The sequence below is a fragment of the Gemmatimonadaceae bacterium genome, assembly GCA_036504815.1.
Taxonomy (GTDB): Bacteria; Gemmatimonadota; Gemmatimonadetes; order Gemmatimonadales; family Gemmatimonadaceae; genus PNKL01.
In genome coordinates, this window is record DASXUN010000004.1 from 65205 (window position 1) to 87596 (window position 22392).

The 22392-nt window shown below is 70.3% G+C and carries 19 protein-coding genes and 1 tRNA gene; all 20 read right to left on the reverse strand.

Translation table 11 applies throughout. The annotated features are described in order from the left end of the window. Positions 1-107: 107 nt before the first annotated feature. The gene (locus VGJ96_01950) at positions 108-1874 is read right to left on the reverse strand and encodes a hypothetical protein (GenBank protein ID HEY3285865.1); all 1767 of its coding nucleotides are present in this window, start codon (positions 1872-1874) and stop codon (positions 108-110) included. A gap of 77 nt (positions 1875-1951) precedes the next feature. Further along, positions 1952-2025: transfer RNA gene (locus VGJ96_01955), tRNA-Val, on the reverse strand. Positions 2026-2297: 272 nt separating this feature from the next. Further along, positions 2298-3314, reverse strand: a complete 1017-nt coding sequence (locus VGJ96_01960) for a hypothetical protein (protein ID HEY3285866.1) — start codon at positions 3312-3314, stop codon at positions 2298-2300. After that, positions 3311-4195, reverse strand: a complete 885-nt coding sequence (locus VGJ96_01965; GenBank protein ID HEY3285867.1) for a tetratricopeptide repeat protein — start codon at positions 4193-4195, stop codon at positions 3311-3313. The genes VGJ96_01960 and VGJ96_01965 overlap by 4 nt, the downstream gene beginning before the upstream one ends. Then, positions 4192-5814, reverse strand: coding sequence for a DUF4388 domain-containing protein (locus VGJ96_01970; protein ID HEY3285868.1), 1623 nt, complete (start codon positions 5812-5814; stop codon positions 4192-4194). Before VGJ96_01970 ends, VGJ96_01965 begins: the two co-directional genes overlap by 4 nt. Further along, positions 5814-7661 (reverse strand): DnaA/Hda family protein, encoded by a 1848-nt coding sequence (locus VGJ96_01975; protein HEY3285869.1) that lies wholly within the window; start codon positions 7659-7661, stop codon positions 5814-5816. The genes VGJ96_01970 and VGJ96_01975 overlap by 1 nt, the downstream gene beginning before the upstream one ends. 4 nt (positions 7662-7665) lie before the next feature. After that, positions 7666-8262, reverse strand: coding sequence for a GTPase domain-containing protein (locus VGJ96_01980; protein ID HEY3285870.1), 597 nt, complete (start codon positions 8260-8262; stop codon positions 7666-7668). A 30-nt stretch (positions 8263-8292) separates the two neighbouring features. Next, entirely contained in the window at positions 8293-8769 is a 477-nt protein-coding gene (locus tag VGJ96_01985) for a hypothetical protein (GenBank protein HEY3285871.1), read from the reverse strand. Further along, a complete protein-coding gene (locus tag VGJ96_01990; protein HEY3285872.1) occupies positions 8766-9113 on the reverse strand; it encodes a roadblock/LC7 domain-containing protein in 348 nt (115 codons plus the stop codon). Before VGJ96_01990 ends, VGJ96_01985 begins: the two co-directional genes overlap by 4 nt. Then, positions 9110-9958, reverse strand: coding sequence for a tetratricopeptide repeat protein (locus VGJ96_01995; GenBank protein ID HEY3285873.1), 849 nt, complete (start codon positions 9956-9958; stop codon positions 9110-9112). Before VGJ96_01995 ends, VGJ96_01990 begins: the two co-directional genes overlap by 4 nt. Further along, positions 9948-10913, reverse strand: a complete 966-nt coding sequence (locus VGJ96_02000; GenBank protein HEY3285874.1) for a DUF4388 domain-containing protein — start codon at positions 10911-10913, stop codon at positions 9948-9950. The genes VGJ96_01995 and VGJ96_02000 overlap by 11 nt, the downstream gene beginning before the upstream one ends. Beyond that, positions 10913-13624, reverse strand: a complete 2712-nt coding sequence (locus VGJ96_02005; GenBank protein ID HEY3285875.1) for a tetratricopeptide repeat protein — start codon at positions 13622-13624, stop codon at positions 10913-10915. The genes VGJ96_02000 and VGJ96_02005 overlap by 1 nt, the downstream gene beginning before the upstream one ends. After that, positions 13621-14241, reverse strand: coding sequence for a chemotaxis protein CheC (locus tag VGJ96_02010; protein HEY3285876.1), 621 nt, complete (start codon positions 14239-14241; stop codon positions 13621-13623). Before VGJ96_02010 ends, VGJ96_02005 begins: the two co-directional genes overlap by 4 nt. 11 nt (positions 14242-14252) lie before the next feature. Continuing rightward, positions 14253-15746, reverse strand: coding sequence for an Hpt domain-containing protein (locus VGJ96_02015; protein ID HEY3285877.1), 1494 nt, complete (start codon positions 15744-15746; stop codon positions 14253-14255). Between the two features lie 27 nt (positions 15747-15773). Continuing rightward, complete coding sequence (locus tag VGJ96_02020; protein ID HEY3285878.1) at positions 15774-16133, reverse strand: response regulator; 360 nt, start codon at positions 16131-16133, stop codon at positions 15774-15776. 120 nt (positions 16134-16253) lie between these two features. Beyond that, entirely contained in the window at positions 16254-17252 is a 999-nt protein-coding gene (locus VGJ96_02025) for an RluA family pseudouridine synthase (GenBank protein ID HEY3285879.1), read from the reverse strand. 7 nt (positions 17253-17259) lie between these two features. Next, a complete protein-coding gene (gene lspA / locus VGJ96_02030; GenBank protein ID HEY3285880.1) occupies positions 17260-17799 on the reverse strand; it encodes a signal peptidase II in 540 nt (179 codons plus the stop codon). Beyond that, on the reverse strand, positions 17786-18205 hold the full coding sequence (locus tag VGJ96_02035) for a TraR/DksA C4-type zinc finger protein (protein ID HEY3285881.1): 420 nt from the start codon (positions 18203-18205) through the stop codon (positions 17786-17788). The genes lspA and VGJ96_02035 overlap by 14 nt, the downstream gene beginning before the upstream one ends. A 2-nt stretch (positions 18206-18207) precedes the next feature. Next, positions 18208-21540 (reverse strand): isoleucine--tRNA ligase, encoded by a 3333-nt coding sequence (ileS, locus tag VGJ96_02040; GenBank protein HEY3285882.1) that lies wholly within the window; start codon positions 21538-21540, stop codon positions 18208-18210. Then, positions 21537-22385, reverse strand: coding sequence for a purine-nucleoside phosphorylase (locus VGJ96_02045; GenBank protein HEY3285883.1), 849 nt, complete (start codon positions 22383-22385; stop codon positions 21537-21539). The genes ileS and VGJ96_02045 overlap by 4 nt, the downstream gene beginning before the upstream one ends. Between the last annotated feature and the right edge of the window lie 7 nt (positions 22386-22392).

Below are 22392 nucleotides of genomic sequence, written 5' to 3' on the forward strand. Positions count from 1 at the left end.
GCGCGGGCGCGCCCGCGCACTGGCGCACGCATGCGCGCGAGGCTCATACCCCGAAAGCAGGGCGGGCGGCCCGCCTGGGCCGCCCGCTCATCAGCAGAGGACGAGACTTACGGCTTGGCCGAGGCCCCGCCGCAGTACGCCTTCACCATCGACTCGGCGCCCGTCATGATCTGCGGGACGACCGGCATCAGCTGCGCCACGGCCTGCGGCGCGAAACGACCGCCCGCCGGCAGGTTCACCTGCGCCACCGAGATGTTGTCCTGCGCCAGCTTCGCGAGCTCGCACGACTTCGTCTTCGGCGCGTCGCTCACTGCGGCGACCGAGATCTGGAAGGTCGCGACGCCCAGGAGGAACTTCGCCTGGCTCTTGCGTTCCCCAGCGGGCAGCACTTCATCGGCGAACGACACCCACGGGACCACCGACTTGTTGGCTACGATCGCCGCAGCATAGTCCTCGGACGTCTTGCTCTGCTGCGCCTTGTTCAGCGCATCCTGGCCCACCTTGAAGAGGCGGTTGCCGATGCTCAGGGCGTAGCCGCCCACGGACTGGCCGTCTTCGCCGGCGGCCGTTGCCTCTCGCAGAGACGCGAGCGCGCTGTCCGCCATCTTCATCTCGTCGAACGTGCGCGCGATGAGCATGCGGATCGACGGCGCCTTCGGGTCGATCGTGAGGATCTTCCGGAAGGTCATGATCGCCTGCTGCTGCTGGCCGGTCTTGAGCTGCTCCTGCCCCAGCGCCGAGAGCAGCGTGGTGTTGGTCGGGAACTTCGCGACGCCGCGCGCCGCCATCTCGGCCGCCTTCGCGTAGGCGCTGTCGCCCTCGTAGGCGCCGATCATCTTGGTGAAGAAGGTCGTGTCCGCCGCCGAGGTGTCGATCTTCACCATCTCCTCGCCCAGCGCCGTGCCGTTGGCCACGTCCTTGGTCGCGAGATAGATGAGGAATCCCACCTTCATCAGGCGCACATCGCCCGGATTGTCCTTGATGGCCTGCGCGATGATCGGCTTGGCCATCTCGTACTTGCCGGCCGCCGCGAGCGCGTTGACCACGTCGTCCAGCAGGCGCGTGTTGCCCGGATCGGTCGCGAGCAGGGCCACCAGCATCTCGGTGGACTTGTCCTGGTCGCCCTTGTCCTTGTACGCCTGCGCCGCGTTGGTCAGCGCAACCTTGCTCTTCGGATCGATCTTGAGGATCTCCTGCGCGATCTGGATGACCGAGTCGGGAGCGTGCTTGAAGCCCACGCGCACCTGCAGCTCGCAGAGGCGCGCCAGCGTCGCCTGCGGATAGGCCGCGATGCCGGCGTGCGCCGCCGCGATCGCGTCGTTGGCCTTGCCGTCGCGACCCAGCATGTTGCACTTCTTCTCGAACTCGAGCTGCTTGCGCGCATCCTGCAGGCTCTTCGAGAGCACAGAGGCGGCGCGCGTCAGCTTGTCGCCCTCGGCGGGCGGCAGCGGCTGCGAGAGGTCGCCGTCGCGCGTCAGCACCAGCTTGGCATGGAGCACAAAGCCGGTGGCGGTCTTCTCGACGGTCCCTTCCAGGAACTCGTCGGTGCGCAGCAGCTTCGCGAGACTGGCCAGGTCGCCCGACGACAGCGCTTCGTCGTAGGGATAGCCAGACTGCTCGACGACCTGCTTGTAGTCGGCCGACGAGATGACCGTGAGCGCACGGAACGGGATATCCGCGCCCAGACGGCTGCGCAGTTCCTCGGACGTCTGTACCGAGAGCTTCTTGTCGTTGCTCCGGAACGTCCCGACGACGAGCCGGGGGGCATTCGGGTTCGGCGTACGCGTGGCCTGCGCCTGCGCCACCGGGGTGACGCCAACGAACAGGACGGTCGCCGCAACCATCGAACGGACGATGCCAAGCCGAGCCTTCACAGTCATCTCCTCCGAACGTTGTATCCTTCTACCCGCCACGGCCGCCTAACGATCCGACAGGGCCGTCCAATTAACAGTGGGCGAAGAGGGACTCGAACCCCCGACTCCCTGCGTGTAAGGCAGGTGCTCTAACCAACTGAGCTATTCGCCCGGAGCACCCCGCCTGTGCCTTGCGCTACCTCGCGAGAATCGCCCGCGGCACCAGCACGCAGTAGCCCAGCACAAGCAGGATAGGGGCCACGGTCGCTCCCCCACGTGCGAGGTCGGCGTAGCCGAGAACGAGCGTCACAACCGCCGCCCCCCACCACCACACGGCCCCCGATACCCGCCGGTCCTGTGCATTCGCCATAAGCGATTGAGGTTATTCCAGTTGGGCGATGGTGTCAAGGAATGTCACCAAGTCGCCTTCGATGTAATCGAATCCTAATCCGGCCGTCGGTCCCCCTCCTCCCCGAGGAGGGCGGCCAGCGCGCTCGCCCGCTCGCGCTCCGCCTGCGCCGCGTCCGCGATGCGCATCGCATCGAGCCGGCGCCTGTCGCGGCGCCGGCGAATGAGCCAGAGCGGTCCGACCATCAGCACCACCAGCACGGCGCCGAGGCTCACGTCGGTCACCAACGCCAGCCCGCCATACCGGCGACGCGTCGCCTTCTGCCAGTAATCCTCGAAGCCGCCGACCGTCAGCCCGAACGCCTGCCGCATGGCCATCTCCAGCGACCGGTCCCGGCGCCAGTACTCGAAGAAGAGCGTCAGGCCGCGCGTGCGGTCGAGTGCGGCCAGCTCCGCGACGGCCCGATACGAAAAGGCATACGCCGCCTGCGCCGCCGTGGCGCCACCGTAGAAGCTCGAATCCAGCGCCGGGAGTGTCGGCAGCCGTCCAAACGCGATGGCGAGCGCGAAGTTCGTCGCCAGCACGTCGTCCCGCCCCCACTCGCCGGCGGCATACGACGCGTATCCCTCGTCGAACCAGCGCGGCGGCATGTCGCCCAGCGCCTCGTGCAGCGCGAGGTGCGCCAGTTCGTGCCGCAGCACCTCCAGCGCGTCGCCTCCCTTGCCGCCGCGGTGCCCGTGCAGCACCACGCGCCGCTCGTGCGGGAAGGCGAACGCATTGCCCCACTCCGGCGCGCCGTCCCCCACCCAGCGCTGGAACTCGGCGTCGTTCGGCGCCACCCAGATCTCCACCCGAACCAGCGGGCGCGGAAGGCCGGGGAAGGTGTCGCGGGCCACCGCCGACTCGGCGAGCGAAGCCGCCAGCCGCGCATCGGTGGGCGCGTAGTGGACGGTGAACCGGCCGCGATCCAGGCGCTGCAGCGCGTCGCTTGTTCCTTGCGCGCGCAGTGCGCCGGTGCCGGCCACCCACCCGAAGCCGCCGAGCGCAACCGCGAGCACGGCCCGGCGGGCGCCGCGCGTGCACCGCGCGAGCGCCGCGCACCGCCTGTTCACGGCAGGCGTGGCGGTTCCCCGCCCGCCTCCACCGTCTGCAGCACCTCGGCGCAGCGCTTGCCCCACGGGTTGAACTTGTTGGTCGTGTGGCCGGTGTTCCATGCCTGCTTCGCCTCGTCCGGCTCGCCATTGAACCAGTGGGCGCGCCCCAACTCGTAGTAGGCCTCGATCAGGTTCGGCCCGAGCGCCAGCGTCTTGCGGAAGAAGGTCTGCGCGTCCTCGTACATCTCGCGCTCCAGGTAGACGAGCCCGAGGTAGAAGTGCGCGTACAGCGTCGCCTTCTTGTCGTTGTCGAGGCGAATGGCCTTCGACAGGTGCTCGATCGCCTCGCCGAAGATGCGCTTCTTGAGGCAGATGTAGCCGACGTTGATGCGCGCGAGCGCATTGGACGGCTGGCGCATCAGCACCCTCTGGAAGTTCATCAGCGCTTCGTCGTACTTCTCCTGCAGCATCTGCGCCCAGCCCAGCAGCGCTTCGCTCTGCGGGTCGTTGGGCGAGAGTTCCAGCGCGCGCTGCAGCGCGGTCTCCGCGGCTTCGTAGTCGCCGAGCGACAGGCGGCTCCATCCCTTCTCGATGAACGTCGAGGCGCCAATGTGGTCGGCGTGCACCACCGGCTTCTCCGCCGTGAACTCGGGATGATTGGTCGCCGCATCGGCCTGCTGGGCCTTGAACTTGTCCACCAGCCGCTTCACGTCGTCCTTGAGCGTGGTCATCGCGGCCACGAGCTCGTGCAGGTCGGTGATCTCCTGCTCCAGCGTGCGGAACAGGCCGATGATCTCCTTGCGCGTGGCGTCGCGCTCGTCGGCGCCGAGGCCGGCGTCCAGCCGCTGTTCGATGGCCGCGAACTGCGCGGCCAGTTCCTTCAAGTTCGGAGCCGTCACATCTGCCCCCGTACCGTCTCGATGTTCGCCTGGAGGCGCGAATCCGTCGGGTCCAGCGACAACGCCGTCTCCCAGCACCGGATGGCCTCGTCCTTCTCGTCCCGCTTCAACCGGATATTCCCGAGCTTGCGCCAGACATCGGGCCCCAGCCGGTCGCTGAACTTCACGGCGCGCTGATAGGCCTCGAGCGCGTCGTCGAGCTGCCCGCCGCGGTAGGCGAGGTCGCCCAGGTTCTTGTGCAGCTGCGGCAGGCCGGCATCCTCGTGCACGCCGTTGTCCGCGGCCACCTTTGCCTCGTCCGCGCGCCCCTTCGCCTCGAGCGCGACCGCGAGATTGTTGAACAGCGTCGCCGAGTGCGGATGCGTCTGCGTGCCATCGCTCAGCAGCGAGATGGCCTTGTCGAGATGGCCACCGATGGCCGCGGCGAGCGCGGCGTAGTGGAACCAGACGGCGGGCGGCGCCTTGGTCGTGAAGAGCGGCCGCGCCTCCATGAGCGCCGCGTCGGCCGCCGTGGCGTTGCCGGCGCGCAGGTGCAGGATGCCGAGGCCCATGAGGATGCGCGGGTCGGACGCCCCGCCGCGCTTCACCGCCTCTTCCAGCGCCTGCCGCGCCTCGTCCCATCGGCCCAGCTGCTCCAGCGCCAGCGCCAGGTTGTGGAAGACGGCCGGCCGCGCCGAGCGCGACGACGCCACTTCTTGGTACTCGGTCACCGCCTCGGCGAATCTCCCCTGCCGCACGTGCACGAGGCCGAGGTGGAAGCGCGCCGGCACGTCGGTGGCGCGCAGCTCGAGGACGCGCCGGAACTCACGCACGCTCTCGTCGAGCATCCCCGCCTTGTAGAAGGCGATGCCGAGATTGCGGTGCTCCTCCACGCGCGCGTCGGGGGCGCCGCTGTCGGCGGCCTTCGTCGTCTTGCCGACGCGATGCAGGAAGCCCGCGGTCACCAGGCCGTACAGCGCCTTGCCCACCTCGAACTCCACCATCCCCGTCTCGTCCACGAGCGTGGCCACGTCGCGGCGCCCGTCGATGAGCGGCACGACCATCTCCTGCTCCGCGGTGAGCGCGACGCCGCTGTCGGCGAGGCGCTTGCGGTCGATCTCGAAGACGATGTCGAAGCCCGGGATCTTCTTCTCGATCAGGCTCCACTCGTCCACGCGCCGCGCCCCTTCGAGCAGCAGCGACTCGGGATTGATGGAGACGAGGAAGTCCTGCTCCTCGGGGCGGATGTCCGCCTCGAAGTTGAACGTCCCCTGCGTCCACGTGAACAGGAAGTAGACGGCCTCCTCGATCTGCAGGCGAATCTGCCGGTGCAGGTCGTCGCGCGTGATGATGCGGAGGCCGACGAGGATCTCGCCCAGCCGCTTGTCGCGCTCGTGCGCCTGCGCGGCGATGCCGGCCTCGAGCTGTTCCTGCGTGATCACGCCGCTCTTCATCAGGATGTCGCCCAGGCGGTCGCGACGGTTCACGATGGAGGCGTACGAGATCTTGCCCTTGTCGAAATAGATCGAGCCGAAGTTGCTGCGATGCGTCACCGACAGGCAGCCGGTCTTCTTGCCCATGGAGAGCAGCTGCAGGACGTCGGGAAGGCTCGCTTCCTTGAGGCTGCCGCGGATGGCCATCAGCGCATCTCCTCGATGAGCCGCGCGCCCGCGTCGGGCCACTCGAAGATGATCTTCTCCTGGTCGAGGAACGGATTCGACGCCGTCACCGCCCCCGAGACGCGCGGGGCGCGCGCCGGCGGGGCGGCCACGCCGAGCTCCGTCTGCACGAACGCCACCGAGAGCGCCGCGCCGTGCACATCCGAGGCGGCGCCCAGCCGCGTGACCACGCCGATGATCTCGCGGACGCTCTGCACCGGGTGCTCGCCCAGCACGCGGAGCACGCCCTCGTCGGCGGCGCGCCCGGCATCGGCCAGGAAGCGCGCGTACAGCCGCTCGCGCAGCGCGCGATCGGGCGACTGGATGGGGACCACCAGCCCGCCCTCGAACCGCGACCGCAGCCGCGCCTCGAGGTCGGTGATGTCGGCCGGCACGCGGTCGCTCGTGAGCACCACCTGGCGCCCGTGCTCGATCATCGTGTTGAAGATGCCGAAGAACTCCTCCTGCGTGCGCTCCTTGCCGCCGAGGAACTGGATGTCGTCGACGATCAGCGCGCTGGCCCCGCGATACCGCGCGCGCCAGCGGTCCACGTCGCCGCGGTGCACCGCCTCGATGAGCTCGTCCACCAGCTGCTGCGCGTTCACGCAGGCGACGCCGTGCCCGCCCCGTCGCTGCTGCAGCGCGTTGCCGATCGCGTTGGCGAGGTGGGTCTTGCCGACGCCGCTCGGGCCGTACATGACGAGCGGATTGTAGCGATGCGCCGGCTCCGCCACGACCGCATCGGCGGCATGCACCGCCAGCTGGTTCGACGCGCCCACTTCGAACAGCTCGCGCGCGAAGGCGGGGCTCGGTCCCTTGGCGGGCGATTCGCCGCGCAGCGCGCGCTCGACGAGATCCTCCGCCTCCGCCATGCGCTCCGGGTCGCGGAAGACCGCGTGCCCGACGAGCGACGGATCGACCTGGCGGGCCTGGCGCTCGAGGTTGCGCAGGTGCTCGACGGCCGCGGTGAAGGTGGCGGTCAGCCCGGCCACATCCGGGGCGCGCGGCAGGTCGAGCGCGCGCGACAGGACGGCCGTGCGGAACCCTTCCGCCTGCCAGTAGGCGATGGCCTCCTTCAGGCGGCCGCGCCATGACTCCACGTGCTGCTGCACCACCACCTGGATGTCGCCAAGGAAGCTCTCGAACTCGCCCGCGTCGAGCCGTGGCGCCGGCTTCTGCTGCCGCGCGGCGATGGGCGCCAGCGCGGCGCGCAGTTCGTCGATGTCGCGGTACTCGCGCGCGGCGAGGTCCTGAACCACATCCGCGGTGAGTTCCAGCCCCGCCTCGCGGGCCATGCGCTGGAGAATGGCGGCGCGCGTCTCGTAGTCGGGGGCCGACACGTCCACCAGCAGTCCCTGCGAGAGCGTGGTCGCCAGCGCCTCCTCCACCTCGGCGATGCCGGTGGGCAGGCGGTCGGCGGCGAGCACCACCTGACGGCCCGCGCGCACGAGCGCGTCGATGATGCCGGCCAGCGCCAGCTGGGCCGACGGGTGCCCTTCGAGCGCGTGCACGTCGTCGAGGAGCAGCATGCCCGCCCGGCCGAACGACGTCACGTAATCCTCGGCCGACCCCGAGGCGAGCGACGCCGCATGCCCGGCGACGAAGTGCGCGCCGTCGTCACGCCGGATGTCGAGCTCCGGCCACAGCTGTGCCGCCAGTTCGGCCACGGCCCCCAGGAGGTGCGACTTCCCCAGTCCGTGCGCGCCGTAGATGAAGAGCGGGTTGTACGTCGAGCCCGGCGATTCCGCCACCGCGCGCGCGGCCGCCGCGGCGAGGCGATTGTTCGCCCCGACGACAAAACGGTCAAACGAGTCGCGCAGCTCGGTCAACGGATCACCCCTTCGACGCGCCCAGCCGGCGCAGCACGAGTTCGGAAATCGACCGCAGCGTCTCGAAGACGCCCGCCCCGTGCAGCGCATCCGCCTCGAACGACGGGACCCCGCGGAAGTTCAGCGCATCCTCGAGGGTCGTCACGGGCAGCAGCAGCTCCGCAGGAAGGTCGCGCTTGTTGTACTGGAGCACCAGCGGGATGGCGCGCGCGTCGACGCCGTGCTCGGCGAGGTTCGCATGCAGGTCCTGCAGGCTCTCGATGTTCTCGTCGAGCTGCCGCGACTGGCTGTCGGCCACGAAGACGACCCCGTCGGCACCCTGCAGCACGAGCTTGCGCGTCGTCTGGTAGTAGACCTGCCCGGGCACCGTGTAGAGCTGGAAACGCGTCGTGAACCCGGAGATGGTGCCAAGGTCGAGCGGGAGGAAGTCGAAGAACAGCGTCCGATCCGTCTGCGTGGCGAGCGACACCATCTTCCCTTTGCGGTCGGACGGCACCTGGCCGTAAATGTAATGCAGGTTGGTCGTCTTTCCGGAGCGTCCCGGACCGTAGTAGACGATCTTGCAGGTGATCTCGCGCGTGGCGTAGTTGACCAGGCTCATCGGATCTGGGTGGCGGCTGGAGACATGGGACTACGCCCGCCCGAACAGCTGGGCGAGGTTGCGGTTGAGGTCACGTTCGAAGTTCTCCGCCATCGCCGGCGCGCTCTCGACCGGCGTCGCCGCCGGCGCGGAGGCGGCAACCCGGGCGCGGAATTCCTCGAGGAACAGCTGCACGAGTCCCAGCGAGCTCTCGCGATCGAAGACGGCGAGCAGGAGCAGCGCCCCCGCCGGCGTCGGAATGACGCCGAGGAAGATCTGCCGGTCGCGCCCCATGTAGTGCAGCGCCGAGAACGGCTTTCCCTCCAGCTGGCGGCCGAGCTCGGACGATGACGCATGAATGGCCGAGGCGAGCGCGCACGCCGTCATCACGTCCACCGAGCGCGCGAAGCCGTACTGCCCGAGCACCTGCCCGCTCGGGTGCATCAGCACGGCGATCTCGACGCGGGCGTCGTCCACGAATTGCTTGAGGGGTGTCTCCACCCAGCTGGCGACGACGGAGAATCTCATGGCAGCTGCTCCGCCGCGCGCAGCAGCTCCACGCGGAGCATCCCCACGTTCACCCGCGCTTCGCAGACGACCACGAGGACGAGTTCCTGTCCGCCCGCCGTGCACACCCGTCCCTGCTCCGCCGACAGCTCGAGGAAGCCCGTGGCGCCGAACCCGGCCGCCGCCGCCGATCGGCGCGCCTTGCGGTACAGCGACGCGGTGAGCGCCGCGAAGGCGTTGCCGTTCACGCCGACCTGCAGCGTGGACTCCACGATGAGCCCGTCGTCGAGGCCGACGACCATCGCCCCCAGCACGCCGCGGTGCCGGATGAGTGACTCGGTGACGTGGGCGAAGACCGACGTCATCGCGTCCACTCCAGCCAGTCGGCGGCGCGCTGCAGCGCGCGCTCCAGCACGCGCCGCACGAAGCCAAGCGGAATCGGCCGGGCGGCAGCCACGAGCAGCACGCCGTCATGGCTGGGCGCCATCGCCACCGAGGCCGCCTCGGTCTCGAACACGATCTGCGTCCACGCGCCGAGGCCGAGGTGCCGCATCGCGCGGCCGGCTTCGTCGCTCACGCCCGACAGCTGCGCGCCGATGATCGCCGCGAGGTCGCGTCCGTCGGCCGAGACGTAGCGTCCCGCCAGCACGAGGCCGTCGGCGTCCAGCAGCATGGCGGCGCTGCGCTGGCCCTCGAGGAGGTCGTCGAAGATCGCGCCCGCGTCCGCCTCGGGGTGGCGCAGTTCCGCGGGCAATCCGATAGTCGGACGCGCCGCCCCGCCCCTGCTCGCGACCGACGCGCGCTCGGCCAGCTCGGTCTGCACCGTCTGCAGCGCGGCGGCGAGCGAGCCGTCGTCGGGGTTGATGGCGAGAGCGGCGCCCAGATTCGCGGCCGCCTCCTCGAGGCGTCCCAGCTGGAAACAGATGAAGCCGAGTCCCTTGCGCGCCCCGGCATTGGCGGGTTCGAGGCGCAGCACGATCTCCCATTCGTGGATCGCGCGCTCGAGGTCGCCGCGGTCCACCGCGATGCGCGCCACGAGGTCGTGCGCGTCGGCGCGTCCGGCGTGCCGCTCGGCGCCGCGCAGCGCGACGCGCAGGGCGACATCGAGGTCGCCGCGACGGCGCAGCGCCTCGCCGAGCGGCACGAAGGCCAGGCTCGCCGGATCGGCGGCCAGCGCTTCGCTCAGCGATCGGATGTCGTCATTCCCCACGCAGCACCTCCAGGGACCGCCGCAGCTGTTCTGCCGCCACCACCGCCTCGCGCACTGCCGGACCGTCCTTGTCATTCGCGTGGGCCGCCAGGTACTGCGTCCACGCGCGCATTGCCTCGTCCAGCCGGCCACCGCCCGCCGCCGCCAGGCCCTGCAACACCAACGCGCGGGCCGCCGCCTGTCGTTCCGCCGCCTCGTCGCTGTCCAGGACCACCGCCCGCGCACGGCGGTCGGGCTCGCGCAGCGACACCACGCCGGTGCTCACCAGACCATAGACGATCTTGGCCACGTCGAATTCACTGCGGGCGAGGTCCACGGCCATGCGCCGCAGGTCGCGCTCACCGTCGATCATGGTCAGCACCTCCCATTCCCCCGGGAGCAGGTCGAGCTGGCCGCTGTGGTCCTCGGCCGCCTCCGCGAACTGCGGCACCACCGACAGGCTCGGCACGCGGTCCGCGATGCGCGACCACTCGTCGATGCGGCGCGCCGCCTCCATCAGCACCGACTCGGTGGACACGGCCACCGAGGGATTGTCGGGCAGCTCGTCCGCGCTCGCCTCCTCGAAGCGGAAGTGCCCCTCGCGCCAGCTCATCAGCTCGAAGACCACCGCCTCGGCCTGGCGGCGCACGAACTGCTCCACGTCGCGCGCCGTGATGGCGTCCAGCTCGATGAGGATCTCGCCGATGCGCCGCCGGTCGCCGTGCGCCGTCTGCCGCTCGCGCGCCGCCGCCAGCTCCTCGGCGGTGATCTTGTTCGCCTTGAGCAGCATCTCACCGATCGGGTGCGGATTGCTGCGGATCGACGCGTACGCGATCCGCCCCGAGTGGAAGGCCACCACGCCCTCGTTGTCGCGCAGGCGCGACATGACGCGCAGCACCCCCGACTTCCGGCTCAGGTCGAGCAGCTGGAAGACATCGTGGATGCCGAGCTCGCGGAGCGGGCCTTCGATGGCCATCAGGAGGCTCCCGCCGCGCGGCGGCCGAAGACCTGCAGCAGGTCCTGCGCCGTGCGCATCTCGCGGCGCGCGCGCCGCGCGAAGTCACCCGCCGGCTCGAGGTCGATGACGTGCTGCCAGGCGGCGATGGCGTCGCGATAGCGCTTCTCGCCGGCCGCCAGCACGCCGTCGTAGAAGATGGCGCCCACGTGCGTCGGGTCGAAGCGCAACACGCGCGTGAATGCCGTCCGCGCATCCGCGCTGCGCCCCATCGTGAGCAGCGTCTCGCCGAGCGCGATGAGCGCGTCGAAGTTGTAGGGATCGCGCTGCAGCAGGTCGGCGAGCAGGTCCACCGCGTCGCGCGGACGCCCGGTGACGCGCTTGAGGCTCGCCAGTTCGAGGGTCGCCTCGGCGTACGTCGGCACCGCGTCGAGGGCGGTCAGCAGTTCGCGTTCGGCGTCTTCCCACGCCGACTTGCGCACCAGCAGGCGCGCCAGCTCAAAGCGCACCGCGGCAAAGTCCTTGTCGAGCGCCAGCGCGTGCCGGTAGGCCGAGATCGCCCCCTCGAGGTCGCCGACGGCGCGCGCGATGTTCCCGATCCACCGCAGCACCTCGGCGCGCTGCGGGGCGAGGCGCCGCGCGCGGTCGAGCGCCTCGAGCGCCGCGGCCGGATCGCCCGCCTCGAACCGCGCCGACGCGGCGAGCATCAGCGCATCCACGTCCTCCGGCTCGGCCGCCAGGATCTGTTCCGCCACGAGGCGCGCCTCCGATCCGCGGCCGAGCATCATTAGCGCCTGCGCCTCGCCCCGCAGCGCGCGCACGTGGCTGGGGCGCGCCTGGTGCGCCGCGCGGAACCGCTCGAGCGCGTCGCCATACGCCCCCTGCCGGTACAGCACGTCGCCCAGCAGCGCGTACCCGTCGGCGACGTCCGCGCCGCGTGCCATCGCGCGGCTGATCTCGGCCGTGGCACGGTCGTACAGCCCCTTGGTGAGATAGTCGGCGGCCATCGCGTACGGATCGGCCTCCAGCACGAGCGCCGGCTCCGGCACCGGCGGCGGCGCGAGTTCCTTGAACAGCGTGTCGAGCAGCGCCGGGTCAAAGGCAAACTCCCCCACCTCGCCGCTCATCCGCTGCTCGCCGCCGAGGTCCGGAACGACCGACAGGTCCGGATCCTCGTACTCGAGGTCGATCGCCAGCGCGAACTTCTGCGCCACGTAGTACGGATCAAGTTCCAGCGCCCGGCGCGTCTCGCGCAGCGCCCCGTCGAAGTCGCCCAGGTTCGACAGCGCGAAGCTCATGTTGTAGTGCGCTTCGGCAAAGTCGGGCCGCGCCTGGATGGCGCGCGCGAAGGCGTTGCGCGCGTCCTCGAACTTGCGCAGCTCGGCGAGGACCAGCCCGACGCCGTTCCACGCCAGCGGATTCTCGCCCTCCGTCACCAGCACCTGGCGGTACGCCTCCAGCGCCAGCTGCGCGCGCTTGGCGCGCGAGAGCAGCAGCGCGAGGTTCAGCCGCGCCTTGACGAAACCCGGATTCGCGGCGAGGGCGGTGCGAAAGGCGCCGATGGCGGCATCGCGGTCGCCCGCGTGAAAGAGCGCCACGCCGAGGTTGTTGGAGGCCAGCGCGTACCGGCTGTCCAGCGAGAGCGCGCGCCGATAATCCGCCGCCGCCTCGGCGTGCCGCCCCTGCTGGTGCTGCGCCACGCCGTGCTCGTTCCAGAGCTTCGGGCTCGTCTGGTTCGCCGCGAGCAATTGGTCGTAGATCGCCAGCGCCGCCGCCGGATCCTGCCGCAGCAGGTGCACCTCGGCCATCGCCTGGCGCACCAGCGGCCCGTCCTCGCCGCGATCGAGCGCCATCTGGTACTCGCGCAGCGCCTCGGTGAAGTACCCCTTCTGGCGGAAGGCGAGCCCCAGGTTGTAGTGCGCCAGGCCGTCACCCTCGGCGACGGACATGCGCGGCGTCGCGCGCGTCTGACGGGCCGTGCGCAGCGCCTCGTACGCCCCCGGATGGTACTTCGCGAGCGCCAGGTTGGCCTGCTCGCGCGACAGCGCCGGGTTCAGCTGGATGGCGCGCTTGCTCGCCGCCCGCGCCTCGTCGTGCCGCCCCATGTCGCCATAGATGAAGCCGAGCAGGTAGTGCGCGTCGGGATTCTCCGGATTCAGCTGGATGGCGCGCTGCAGGCAGATGAGCGCCTCCTCGATGAGTCCCTGATTGTAGAGCGTCTCGCCGAGGTAGAAGACGACGACGGAACTCGTGGGATCCATCTCGAGCGCGCGCGTCAGCCAGCGCTGCGCCTCGTCGAGCCGTCCCATCGCCTTCTGCGCGAGCGCCAGCTGGATGATGGCGCCCAGGTCCGTCTCGTCGTAGCGCAGCAGCTCCTCGAACTCCCGCGTCGCTTCCTCGCTTTCGCCCAGCTGGGCGTACGTGCGCCCCAGCTCCCACCGGGCATCGCGATCGTCGGCGCGCAGGCGCAGGCGCTCCTTCAGCTCGGCGACGCGGCGGTCGTAGTATCCCGTGTTGTAGTACGCGATCTCGAGGTTGCGCTGCGCCACCTGCATCTTGGGGTCGAGCTCGAGCGCCTTCGTGAACGCCTGCACCGCGTCCTCGGGAAGCCCCTTGTTGTAGAAGAGCACCCCGAGGTTGTTGTGCGCGCCGGCATCCGAGGGGTCGATGCGGCGCGACAGCGCCCGCAGGACATCCCGGTCCCGTGAGGAGGCGAGGCTCGCCGCGCTCATTCCAGCCGCACCGCCTTGAGGATCTGGGCGAGCGACGCCTCATCGGGCAGCATGAAGTAGAAGCCGTGCAGCGGCTCCTGCCGCTCCTTGAGGAAGAACTCCGTCTCGATGACGAAGGCGATCGTGGCGCTGACGTTCGACGCACGCGACGTCTCCGTGAGCACCGCGCCGGCGACATCCACCGACAGGTTCGGCGGCGTCGGCAGCAGCGTCATCTCCATGAACTCGGCGAGCGCGTTGAGGAAGGCCGAGCCGAGGATGTTGCCCGCTTCCTTGATCGCCGACTGCTCGAAGGCCCCGAGGGTCGTGAAGTCCCCCGCCGGGCGATGCGCCATCATCTCGGCGAGGCGCAGCGCGCTTCCCTGCGGGATCACGAGGACGGTGATGCCGTGCAGGTCGCCCGCCATTCCCATCCGCACGGCGACCACGGGCTCCTCGCGCTCCGACACCTGGTGCGGAATGTCCGTGACCGCGGCGACGGCGAGCCGGGGCACGCTGATCATGATCGTCTGGTCGGTCATCTGCGACAGCGCCGTGGCCGCGTGGCCGGCGCCGATATTGGCGACCTCGCGCAGCGCGTCGAGTTGGCGGGTGCTCAGCTTGCGGACGTCAGGCATGTCGGCCGCCCTCAGAAGCGAAGGGTCACGGTGGTTCCCTGGCCCAGCACGGACTCCAGCATCACGGTGCCACCCAGCTGGCTCACCCGCGTCTGCACCACGTCGAAGCCGACGCCGCGCCCCGAGAGGTCGCTGACCTCGGGCGCCAGCGTGAAGCCCGGACTCGCGATGATGCGCAGCAGCGCCGCGTCGTCGAGCGCCGTCACGTCCGGCTCGGCGAGGCCGCGTTCCCGCGCCCGCGCCAGCACGCGCTGCCGGTCGATGCCGCGGCCGTCGTCGCGCACGCAGACGCACATGGTCCCCTGCTCGCGCGCCACGCTCAGCACCACGCGCCCCGAGCGCGCCTTCCCCGCCGCCTCACGGAGCACGGGCGGTTCGATGCCATGGTCCACGGCGTTCCGCAGCAGGTGCACCACGGGCTCGGAGATCTCGTCGAGGAGAAAGCGGTCCACCTCGACATCGCGCCCGTCGATGGTGAACTCGATCTCCTTGTGCAGCTGGCGGGCCGCGTCGCGCACGAGACGGGGGAAGCGGTCGAACAGGTGCCAGGCCGGGACCACGCGGCTCGCCATCACCTCCGACTGCAGGTCGGCGATCAGGCGCGAGGCGCGCGCCATCGACTCCTCGAGCGCCGGCTCGTGTCGCGACGCCACCAGCGCCGCAAGCTGCTCGCGCGTGTGCACCAGTTCGCCGATCAAGTTGACGAGCCGGTCGAGCCGCGAGAGCTCGATCCGCACGTAGCGCGCCGCCGTCGGCGCGGTGGCGGGCTCGTCGGTCGGCGTCAGGTGCATCGGCGCGCGCTGGCGTCCCCGTCCCGCCGAGACGCGCACGTGCTCGACATCGCCGACCGACCGGATGGCCGCCTCGATCGCCGCCGGAGACTGCGGCGTCACGAGCCGGAAGGCAAAGGCCTGCGAGATCTCCGCGGTCTGCAACTCCTCGGGCGGCGGTGAGACGGCCACCAGCTCGCCGAGCGTGCGCGCCTTCTGCAGCACCATGAACGCGCGCACGCCGGGAAAGACGATGCCCGAGCGCTGCCGCACGCGCACCAGCAGGCCGGGGCCGTCGTCCACGCGCTCGTCGTCCGTCTGCACCGCGTCCAGCTCCGGTGACGCCTCGGCGGAATCGCCGGCCAGGGCGCGGAGCCGCGCCTGCGCGCGCCGCAGCCCCGGCGGATCCGCCGCGCCTGCCACCGAGAGGTTGATGCCTTCCTCGAGTGCGTCCGCGGCGGCGAACAGTACGTCCATCACCTCGGTGCTGACCGTCATCGTGCCGGCGCGCACGCGGTCGAGCAGGCTCTCGAGTTCGTGCGTGAAGGTCGCCACGGCCGCGTACCCCATCGACGCGCTCAGCCCCTTCAGCGAGTGCACCGCGCGGAAGAGCACGTGCACCGGCTGCGCGTCGGCGGGACGCGCCTCGAGGTCGAGGAGCGCGCGATTGACCGCCGAGAGCTGTTCGCGGCTCTCGGAGCGAAAGAGGTCAGCGTACCGGGTCGACGAGTCCACGCCGCGGCTCGATGGCTTGGACAGGCGTCAGCCGAGCACGCGCTGCACCGCCTCCAGCACGCGGCTCGGCTGGAACGGCTTGACCACGAAGTCCTTGGCGCCCGCCTGGATGGCCTCGACCACGAGCGCCTGCTGCCCCATGGCCGAGCACATCAGCACGTGCGCGTTGGGATCGAAGGCCATGATCGCGCGCACCGCGTCGATGCCACCCATGTCCGGCATCACGATGTCCATCGTCACCAGGTCGGGCTTCAGCCGCTTGTACTGCTCCACGGCCTGCGCGCCCGTGTCGGCTTCGCCCACGACCTCGAAGCCCGCCCGCTGGAGGATGTCACCCACCATCGTCCGCATGAAGATTGCGTCGTCGCAAATGAGCACCGTCGGCACCGTGGAACCCCCGCTGCGGATGACGGACCCGATTCGGATGATCAGGACCGGACGATCGCGAACAGAACATCACCGGGCAGGCGCAGGCGCGCCCGACCCCCCTGAAAATGCGCCGACCGCTCAGTCGTCGGCTCTATAGAAGTGAAAGTACTCCAGGGGGTCCGGCGAGGCAATCAAATCGGGCAACTCGGCAACCGTCAGGAGCGAATCGCGCAGCGCCTCGGGGAGCGGCGAGCGAAAATCCAGCGCTTCGCCGGAAATCGGATGCTGAAAGGCCAGCCAGGCCGCATGCAGGAAATGCCGCTGCGGGGGGAGTCCCACCACCTTGCGCGCGCCACCGCCGCCGTAGCTGTCGTCGCCCACGACCGGATGCCCGATCGACGCCAGGTGCACGCGAATCTGGTGCGTGCGTCCGCTGTGCAGGTGGCAGCGCAGGAAGTCCGTGGACGTGAAGCGCGCCAGGCGCACGAAATCCGTCCGCGCCGCGCGTCCGTTCGCCACCACCGCCATGCGCACGCGGTCATTCGGGTCGCGGCCGATCGGCCGGTCCACCGTCACGGCGTCGTCGGCGAGGTGTCCCCAGCAGAGCGCGGCATAGCGCCGCGTCACGCGCCGTGCGCTGATCGCCTTGCTCAGCACGCGCAGCGCCTGGTCCGTCTTGGCCACCACCATCAGCCCCGACGTGTCCTTGTCGAGGCGGTGCACCAGTCCCTGCCGCTCCTCGGCGCTCCCTTCGGCCAGCCCCTGGCCGCGTCCCTTGAGCGCGTTGACGAGCGTCCCCGTCCAGTTGCCCGGCGCCGGATGCACCACCATCCCCGCCGCCTTGTCGACGACGATCAGGTGCTCGTCCTCGAACACGACCGACACGGGGAGCTGCTCGGGAATGACCTCGCGTCCGGGCGGCGGCGGGATCTCCACCACCACCTGCGCGCCGCGTGGCGCGCGGAAGGATGCGCGTTCGCGTCCGCCGTTCACCAGCACGCGGCCGTTGGCGACGAGCGTCGCCGCCTGGCTGCGCGAGAGGGCGCAGCGCTGCGCCACGAGCAGGTCGAGTCGCGGCGCGTCGTCCTCCTCCACGGTGAACGCGTGGCGCGTGCCCTCGGGGACGGAGCCGTTCACGGGCCGCCTAGCCGGGAACGCTGTCCGACGCCCGCTCCGGCGCCGGCGTCCCCAGCGCCTCGCGCGCCGGCGCAGCGTCCGCCTGCCACAGCAGCCAGCCGAGCAGGACGGCGCCGCTCGTCACCGCGATGTCGGCCACGTTGAAGGTGGGCCACCGCCACGCCCCGACGCCAACGTCGATGAAGTCCACCACGCCGCGCGCCGACTTGAGCCGGTCGAGCAGGTTGCCCAGCGCGCCGCCCGTGACGAGCGCCAGCGCCAGCAGGCGCGCGCGGTGCGCGAGCGGCGTGTCGAGATAGAGCCGCGCCAGCACGCCCAGCGCGACGAGCGTCAACCCGACGAAGATCCAGCGTGACTGCGCGCCGAGATGGAGGCCGAACGCCGCGCCGGGATTGTACACAAGCGTGAGCCGCACGCTCTCACCCATCAGCGCGTGCGGCAGGTACGCCGGCAGCAGCCGGTCGACGGCGACCATCTTCGTGAAGGCGTCGCCGGCCACCACCCCCGCCGTGACGCCCCAGAAGAGGCCGGGCTTACTTCTTGGCATCTTCCTCGCGCTGCTTGCAGTCCTTGCAGTAGCGCGCATGCGGCAGCGCCTCGAGCCGCTCGAACCCGACGTCGCCGCCGCAGTGCTGGCACTGGCCGAACGTCTCGGGGCTCTTGTACAGCCGGCGCAGCGCCTGGTTCACGTGCCAGAGGAACCGCCCCTCCTTCGAGGCGAACAGGAACGCCTTCTCGCGCTCCATGGCATCGGTCCCCTGATCCGCCATGTGGAACGAGTACGACGACAGGTCGCCGTCGGCCCCCTGCTCCGTATTGCTCATCGTCTCGTCCCACTGGCCGAGCTCCTTGAGCACGCGCTTGCGCTCCTCCATCAGGAGCTTCTCGAGCGTCTGCAGCTGCTTCTTGGTGAGCGACTTGAACTTCTTCTCACCGCCATTCTGTGGCGCCATCGTCAGGATACCTTTCGAAGTGCGAGGGTAGCTGGCACGCCATCGAGATCGGCGGTCGTGCCGGGGGGAGCATCGGGGGCAATCGTGTCCGCGATGTGCAGCTGCAGCGTCAGCGTTTCGTCACAGATCCAGCCGCGGTGGGCGTCCACCGCGTCGTGCAGGGCGGCCGGGCCGGCCACCCACAGCGTGATGCGGTCGCTCACGTTCAGCCCCGATTCCTTGCGGAAGCGCTGCACGCGGCTCACCAGCTCGCGGGCGAGACCCTCGCGCCGCAGCGCGTCGGTCAGCGTGGGATCGACGGCGGCAAAGCGCATGCCGTCCTGCGACACGACGAGCGATCCGCTCGCCTTGCGCACCACCGTGAGGTCCTCGGCGTCGAGCGGATGCGAGTGCCCGCCGACGGTGATGTGCACCACCTCGCCGCGCTCGAACGCCAGCAGCGTGGCGCTGTGCAGCGCATTCACGGCCTTGGCGGCCTGCGGCGTCTCCTTGCCCCACTTCTTGCCGAGGGAGCGGAAGTTCGCCTTGGCTTCGAGCGACACCAGCGAGTCGGCCGAGCCGAGGAACTCCACCGCCTTCACGTTGAGCTCGCTCGCGAGCAGGGGCACGAGTTCGTCGAGCAGCGCTTGCGGCGCCTCGCCGGCCACGCAGACGAGCCGCGCGAGCGGCTGGCGCACCTTGAGGCCGGCCTCCTCGCGCGCGGCGCGGCCGAGCGTCGCCAGCGCACGCACCTCGCGCATCGCCGCCTCCAGCGGAAGGTCGCGCGCCGGCGCACCCTCGCGCACGTAGCGGGCCAGGTGCACCGAACTCCCGGTGAGCGCGCGATGAATCCAGTCGCTCACGAACGGCGCGAACGGCGCCAGCAGGCGCGAGACGACGGTGAGCACCTCGTGCAGCGTCGCGAACGCCGCGCGGTTCCCGTCGCCATCCACCTCGTAGAAGCGCCCGCGCGACAGCCGCACGTACCAGTTGGCCACGTCCTCGGTCACGAACTCCATCAGCGCGCGCGACGCCGCCGTGGCGTCGTAGCGCTGCAACTCGGCGTCCACCTCGGCCTCCACCGCGGCGAGCCGCGACAGCACCCAGCGGTCGAGCAGCGGGCGGTCGGCCACGGCCGGATCGGCCGCCGACGGCGCCCACCCGAAGTTCGCGTACTGCGCGAAGATGCCGTTGTAGACGTTCTTGAGCGTGACGAGAAAGCGTCCCGCCGTCTCGCGGATCACCTGCTCGTCGAAGCGCCGCGGCACCCAGATCTGGCTGGACGCGACGAGGAAGAGCCGCACCGCATCGGCGCCGTGGCGCTCGATCACCTGCCACGGATCCACGGTGTTGCCGCGCGTCTTCGACATCTTCTGGCCGTTCGCATCGAGCACCAGGTCGTTCACCACCACGGCCTTGTACGGCTCGGCGACGCCCGGCGGCAGGAAATGCCCGCCCGACTTGTGCGAGTCCACTGCGTAGGCGTCGATGTCGCGCGAAAGGTCACCATGCGAGCGCGCCGCCGCGTCCTTCTCCCGTCTCCCGTCTCCCGTCTTCCGTCCGTCGTTCGGATGCAACGCATCCCCAAGTCCCGTCGCAATCGCGAGCAGCGAGTAGAACCACCCGCGCGTCTGGTCCACGCCCTCGGCGATGAAGTCGCCCGGATACTGCTGCGCGAATTCCTCGCGATGCTCGAACGGGAAGTGCCACTGCGCAAACGGCATCGAGCCCGAGTCGAACCAGGTGTCGATGACTTCCGGCACGCGGCGCATCGTCCCGTCGCATTCGCTGCACGGCCAGGTGTAGCCGTCGATGTGCGGCTTGTGCGGGTCGAAGTCGGCGCCGAGCGTCCGGCCCGTCTGCACCGCGAGGTGCGCAAAGCTGCCAATCACCTCGCGGTGCGACGACTCGGCGTCGCAGACCCAGACCGGGAGCGGCGTCCCCCAGAAGCGGTCGCGCGAGATCGCCCAGTCGATGTTGTTCTCGAGCCAGCTGCCAAACCGCCCGGCCCCGACTTCGGCCGGGTTCCAGTTCACGTGCCGGTTGCGCTCGAGCATCGCGTCCTTGAACGCCGTCGTGCGCACGAACCACGACGAGCGCGCGTAGTACAACAGCGGCGTCTTGCAGCGCCAGCAGTGGGGATAGCTGTGCGTGAGGCGTCCGTCCTTGAACAGCACGCCGCGCCGCTTGAGCTCCTCGATGATGACGGGATCGGCGGCCTTCACGAACATCCCGCCAACCAGCGGCATCCCCTCCGGGAACTCGCCGCGCGCGTTGACCGGCTGCAGGAAGGCCAGCTCGAACTGCTGTCCCGCCTGGTAGTCGTCCGCGCCGAACGCGGGCGCCAGGTGCACCACGCCGGTGCCGTCGTCCGCGGAGACGAAACCGGTCGTCACGATGATCTCGCGCGCCCCGTCGGCGAACGCCATCCAGTCGAGCGGTCGCTGATAGTGCGCGCCGGCCAGCGCCGTCCCCGGGAACGTCGTCACCACGTCCCAGCGATCCTGCCAGTCGCCGCCCAGCACCGCGCTCACGCGCGCCTCGGCGAGGATCACCGTGTGCGTTGCCCCCTTCTTGCGCTTGAGTTCGGCGTACGTGAGATCCGGGCTCACCGCCAGCGCGGCATTCGACACGAGCGTCCACGGCGTCGTCGTCCAGACGAGGATGCGGCGCTCTCCCTCGGGCCCCGCCTCGCGCAGCGGCAGCTGCAGGTAGACGGACGGATCCTCGACGTCCTCGTAGCCCTGCGCCACCTCATGGCTCGAGAGCGCCGTGCCGCACCGCGGGCAGTACGGCAGGATCTTGTGCCCCTGGTACAGCAAGCCCTTCGCGTGCAGCATCGAGAGCGCCCACCAGACGCTTTCGATGTACGCATTGTGGTACGTGACGTACGCGTGCTCGTAGTCGAGCCAGAAGGCGATGCGGTTGGACAGCTTCTCCCAGTCCTCGCGATAGCGGAACACGCTCTCGCGGCAGCGGCGGTTGAACTCCGCCACGCCGACGCGCTCGATGTCCTGCTTGCCGCTGATGCCGAGTTCCTTCTCGACCTCGATTTCCACGGGGAGGCCGTGCGTGTCCCATCCCGCCTTGCGATCCACCCGGAAGCCCTGCATGTGCCGATGCCGGCAGAAGAGGTCCTTGATGGTGCGCGCAAAGACGTGATGGATGCCCGGCTTGCCGTTGGCGGTGGGCGGCCCCTCGAAGAAGACCCAGCGCGGCGCGCCGGCGCGCGCGGCGAGCGACGCCTCGAAGAGCTTCTCGTCGCGCCAGCGCTCGAGCAGTTCGCGCTCCACCGCGTCGGCCGGACGCTCCGGCGGCAGCGGCGCAAAACGCGGGGTCAGTTCCACAACGGTCACAGGCGCTCCATCACGCCGCGGACGAGCGCTTCGAGCTGCGGCTCGGCGGTCCCGGCATTGGCAAGGATCTTGGCGAGGTTCGCGGGCTCGAGCGCGTCGGGCAGGCATTGATCGGTGATGATCGAGACGCCCATCACCCGCATCCCCGCCTGCACGGCGACAATCACCTCGGGAACCGTGCTCATGCCGACGACGTCGGCGCCGATCGCGCGCAGCATCCGGTACTCGGCGCGCGTCTCGAGGTTGGGCCCCGACACGGCCACGTACACGCCTTCGCGCAGCGTGATGCCGCGCTCGGCCGCCACCTGACGGGCGATGGCACGCAGCCCCGGGTCGTACGGCGCGCTCATGTCGGGAAAGCGATCGCCGAACGCCGTGTCATGCGGCCCGATGAGCGGATTGTCGCCCAGCAGGTTGATGTGGTCGGAGATCAGCATCAGGTCGCCCGGCGCCCACAACGGATGCATGCCGCCGCAGGCATTCGAGACGAGCAGCGTCGTCGCCCCGAGCGCGCGCAGGACGCGCACCGGAAACGTCACCTGCTGCAGCGCGTACCCTTCGTACCGGTGAAACCGCCCCTGCATCGCGATGACGCGCCGCCCGGCCAGCGTCCCCACGAGCAATCGACCCGCGTGCGACTCGACCGTCGACAGCGGGAAGCCGGGGATGTCGCCGTACGGGATGGCGCACTCCACCGCGATCGCCTTGCCCACCGCCCCGAGTCCCGTGCCGAGTATGAGCGCGACGTCCGGCACGAGGGCGGTCCGCGCGCGCACGGCGCGCACCGCCGCATCAACGGCGGCGGTCGTGTGGGCGTGCTCGGATCCAGGAAAGCGGACGGACATGGGACCT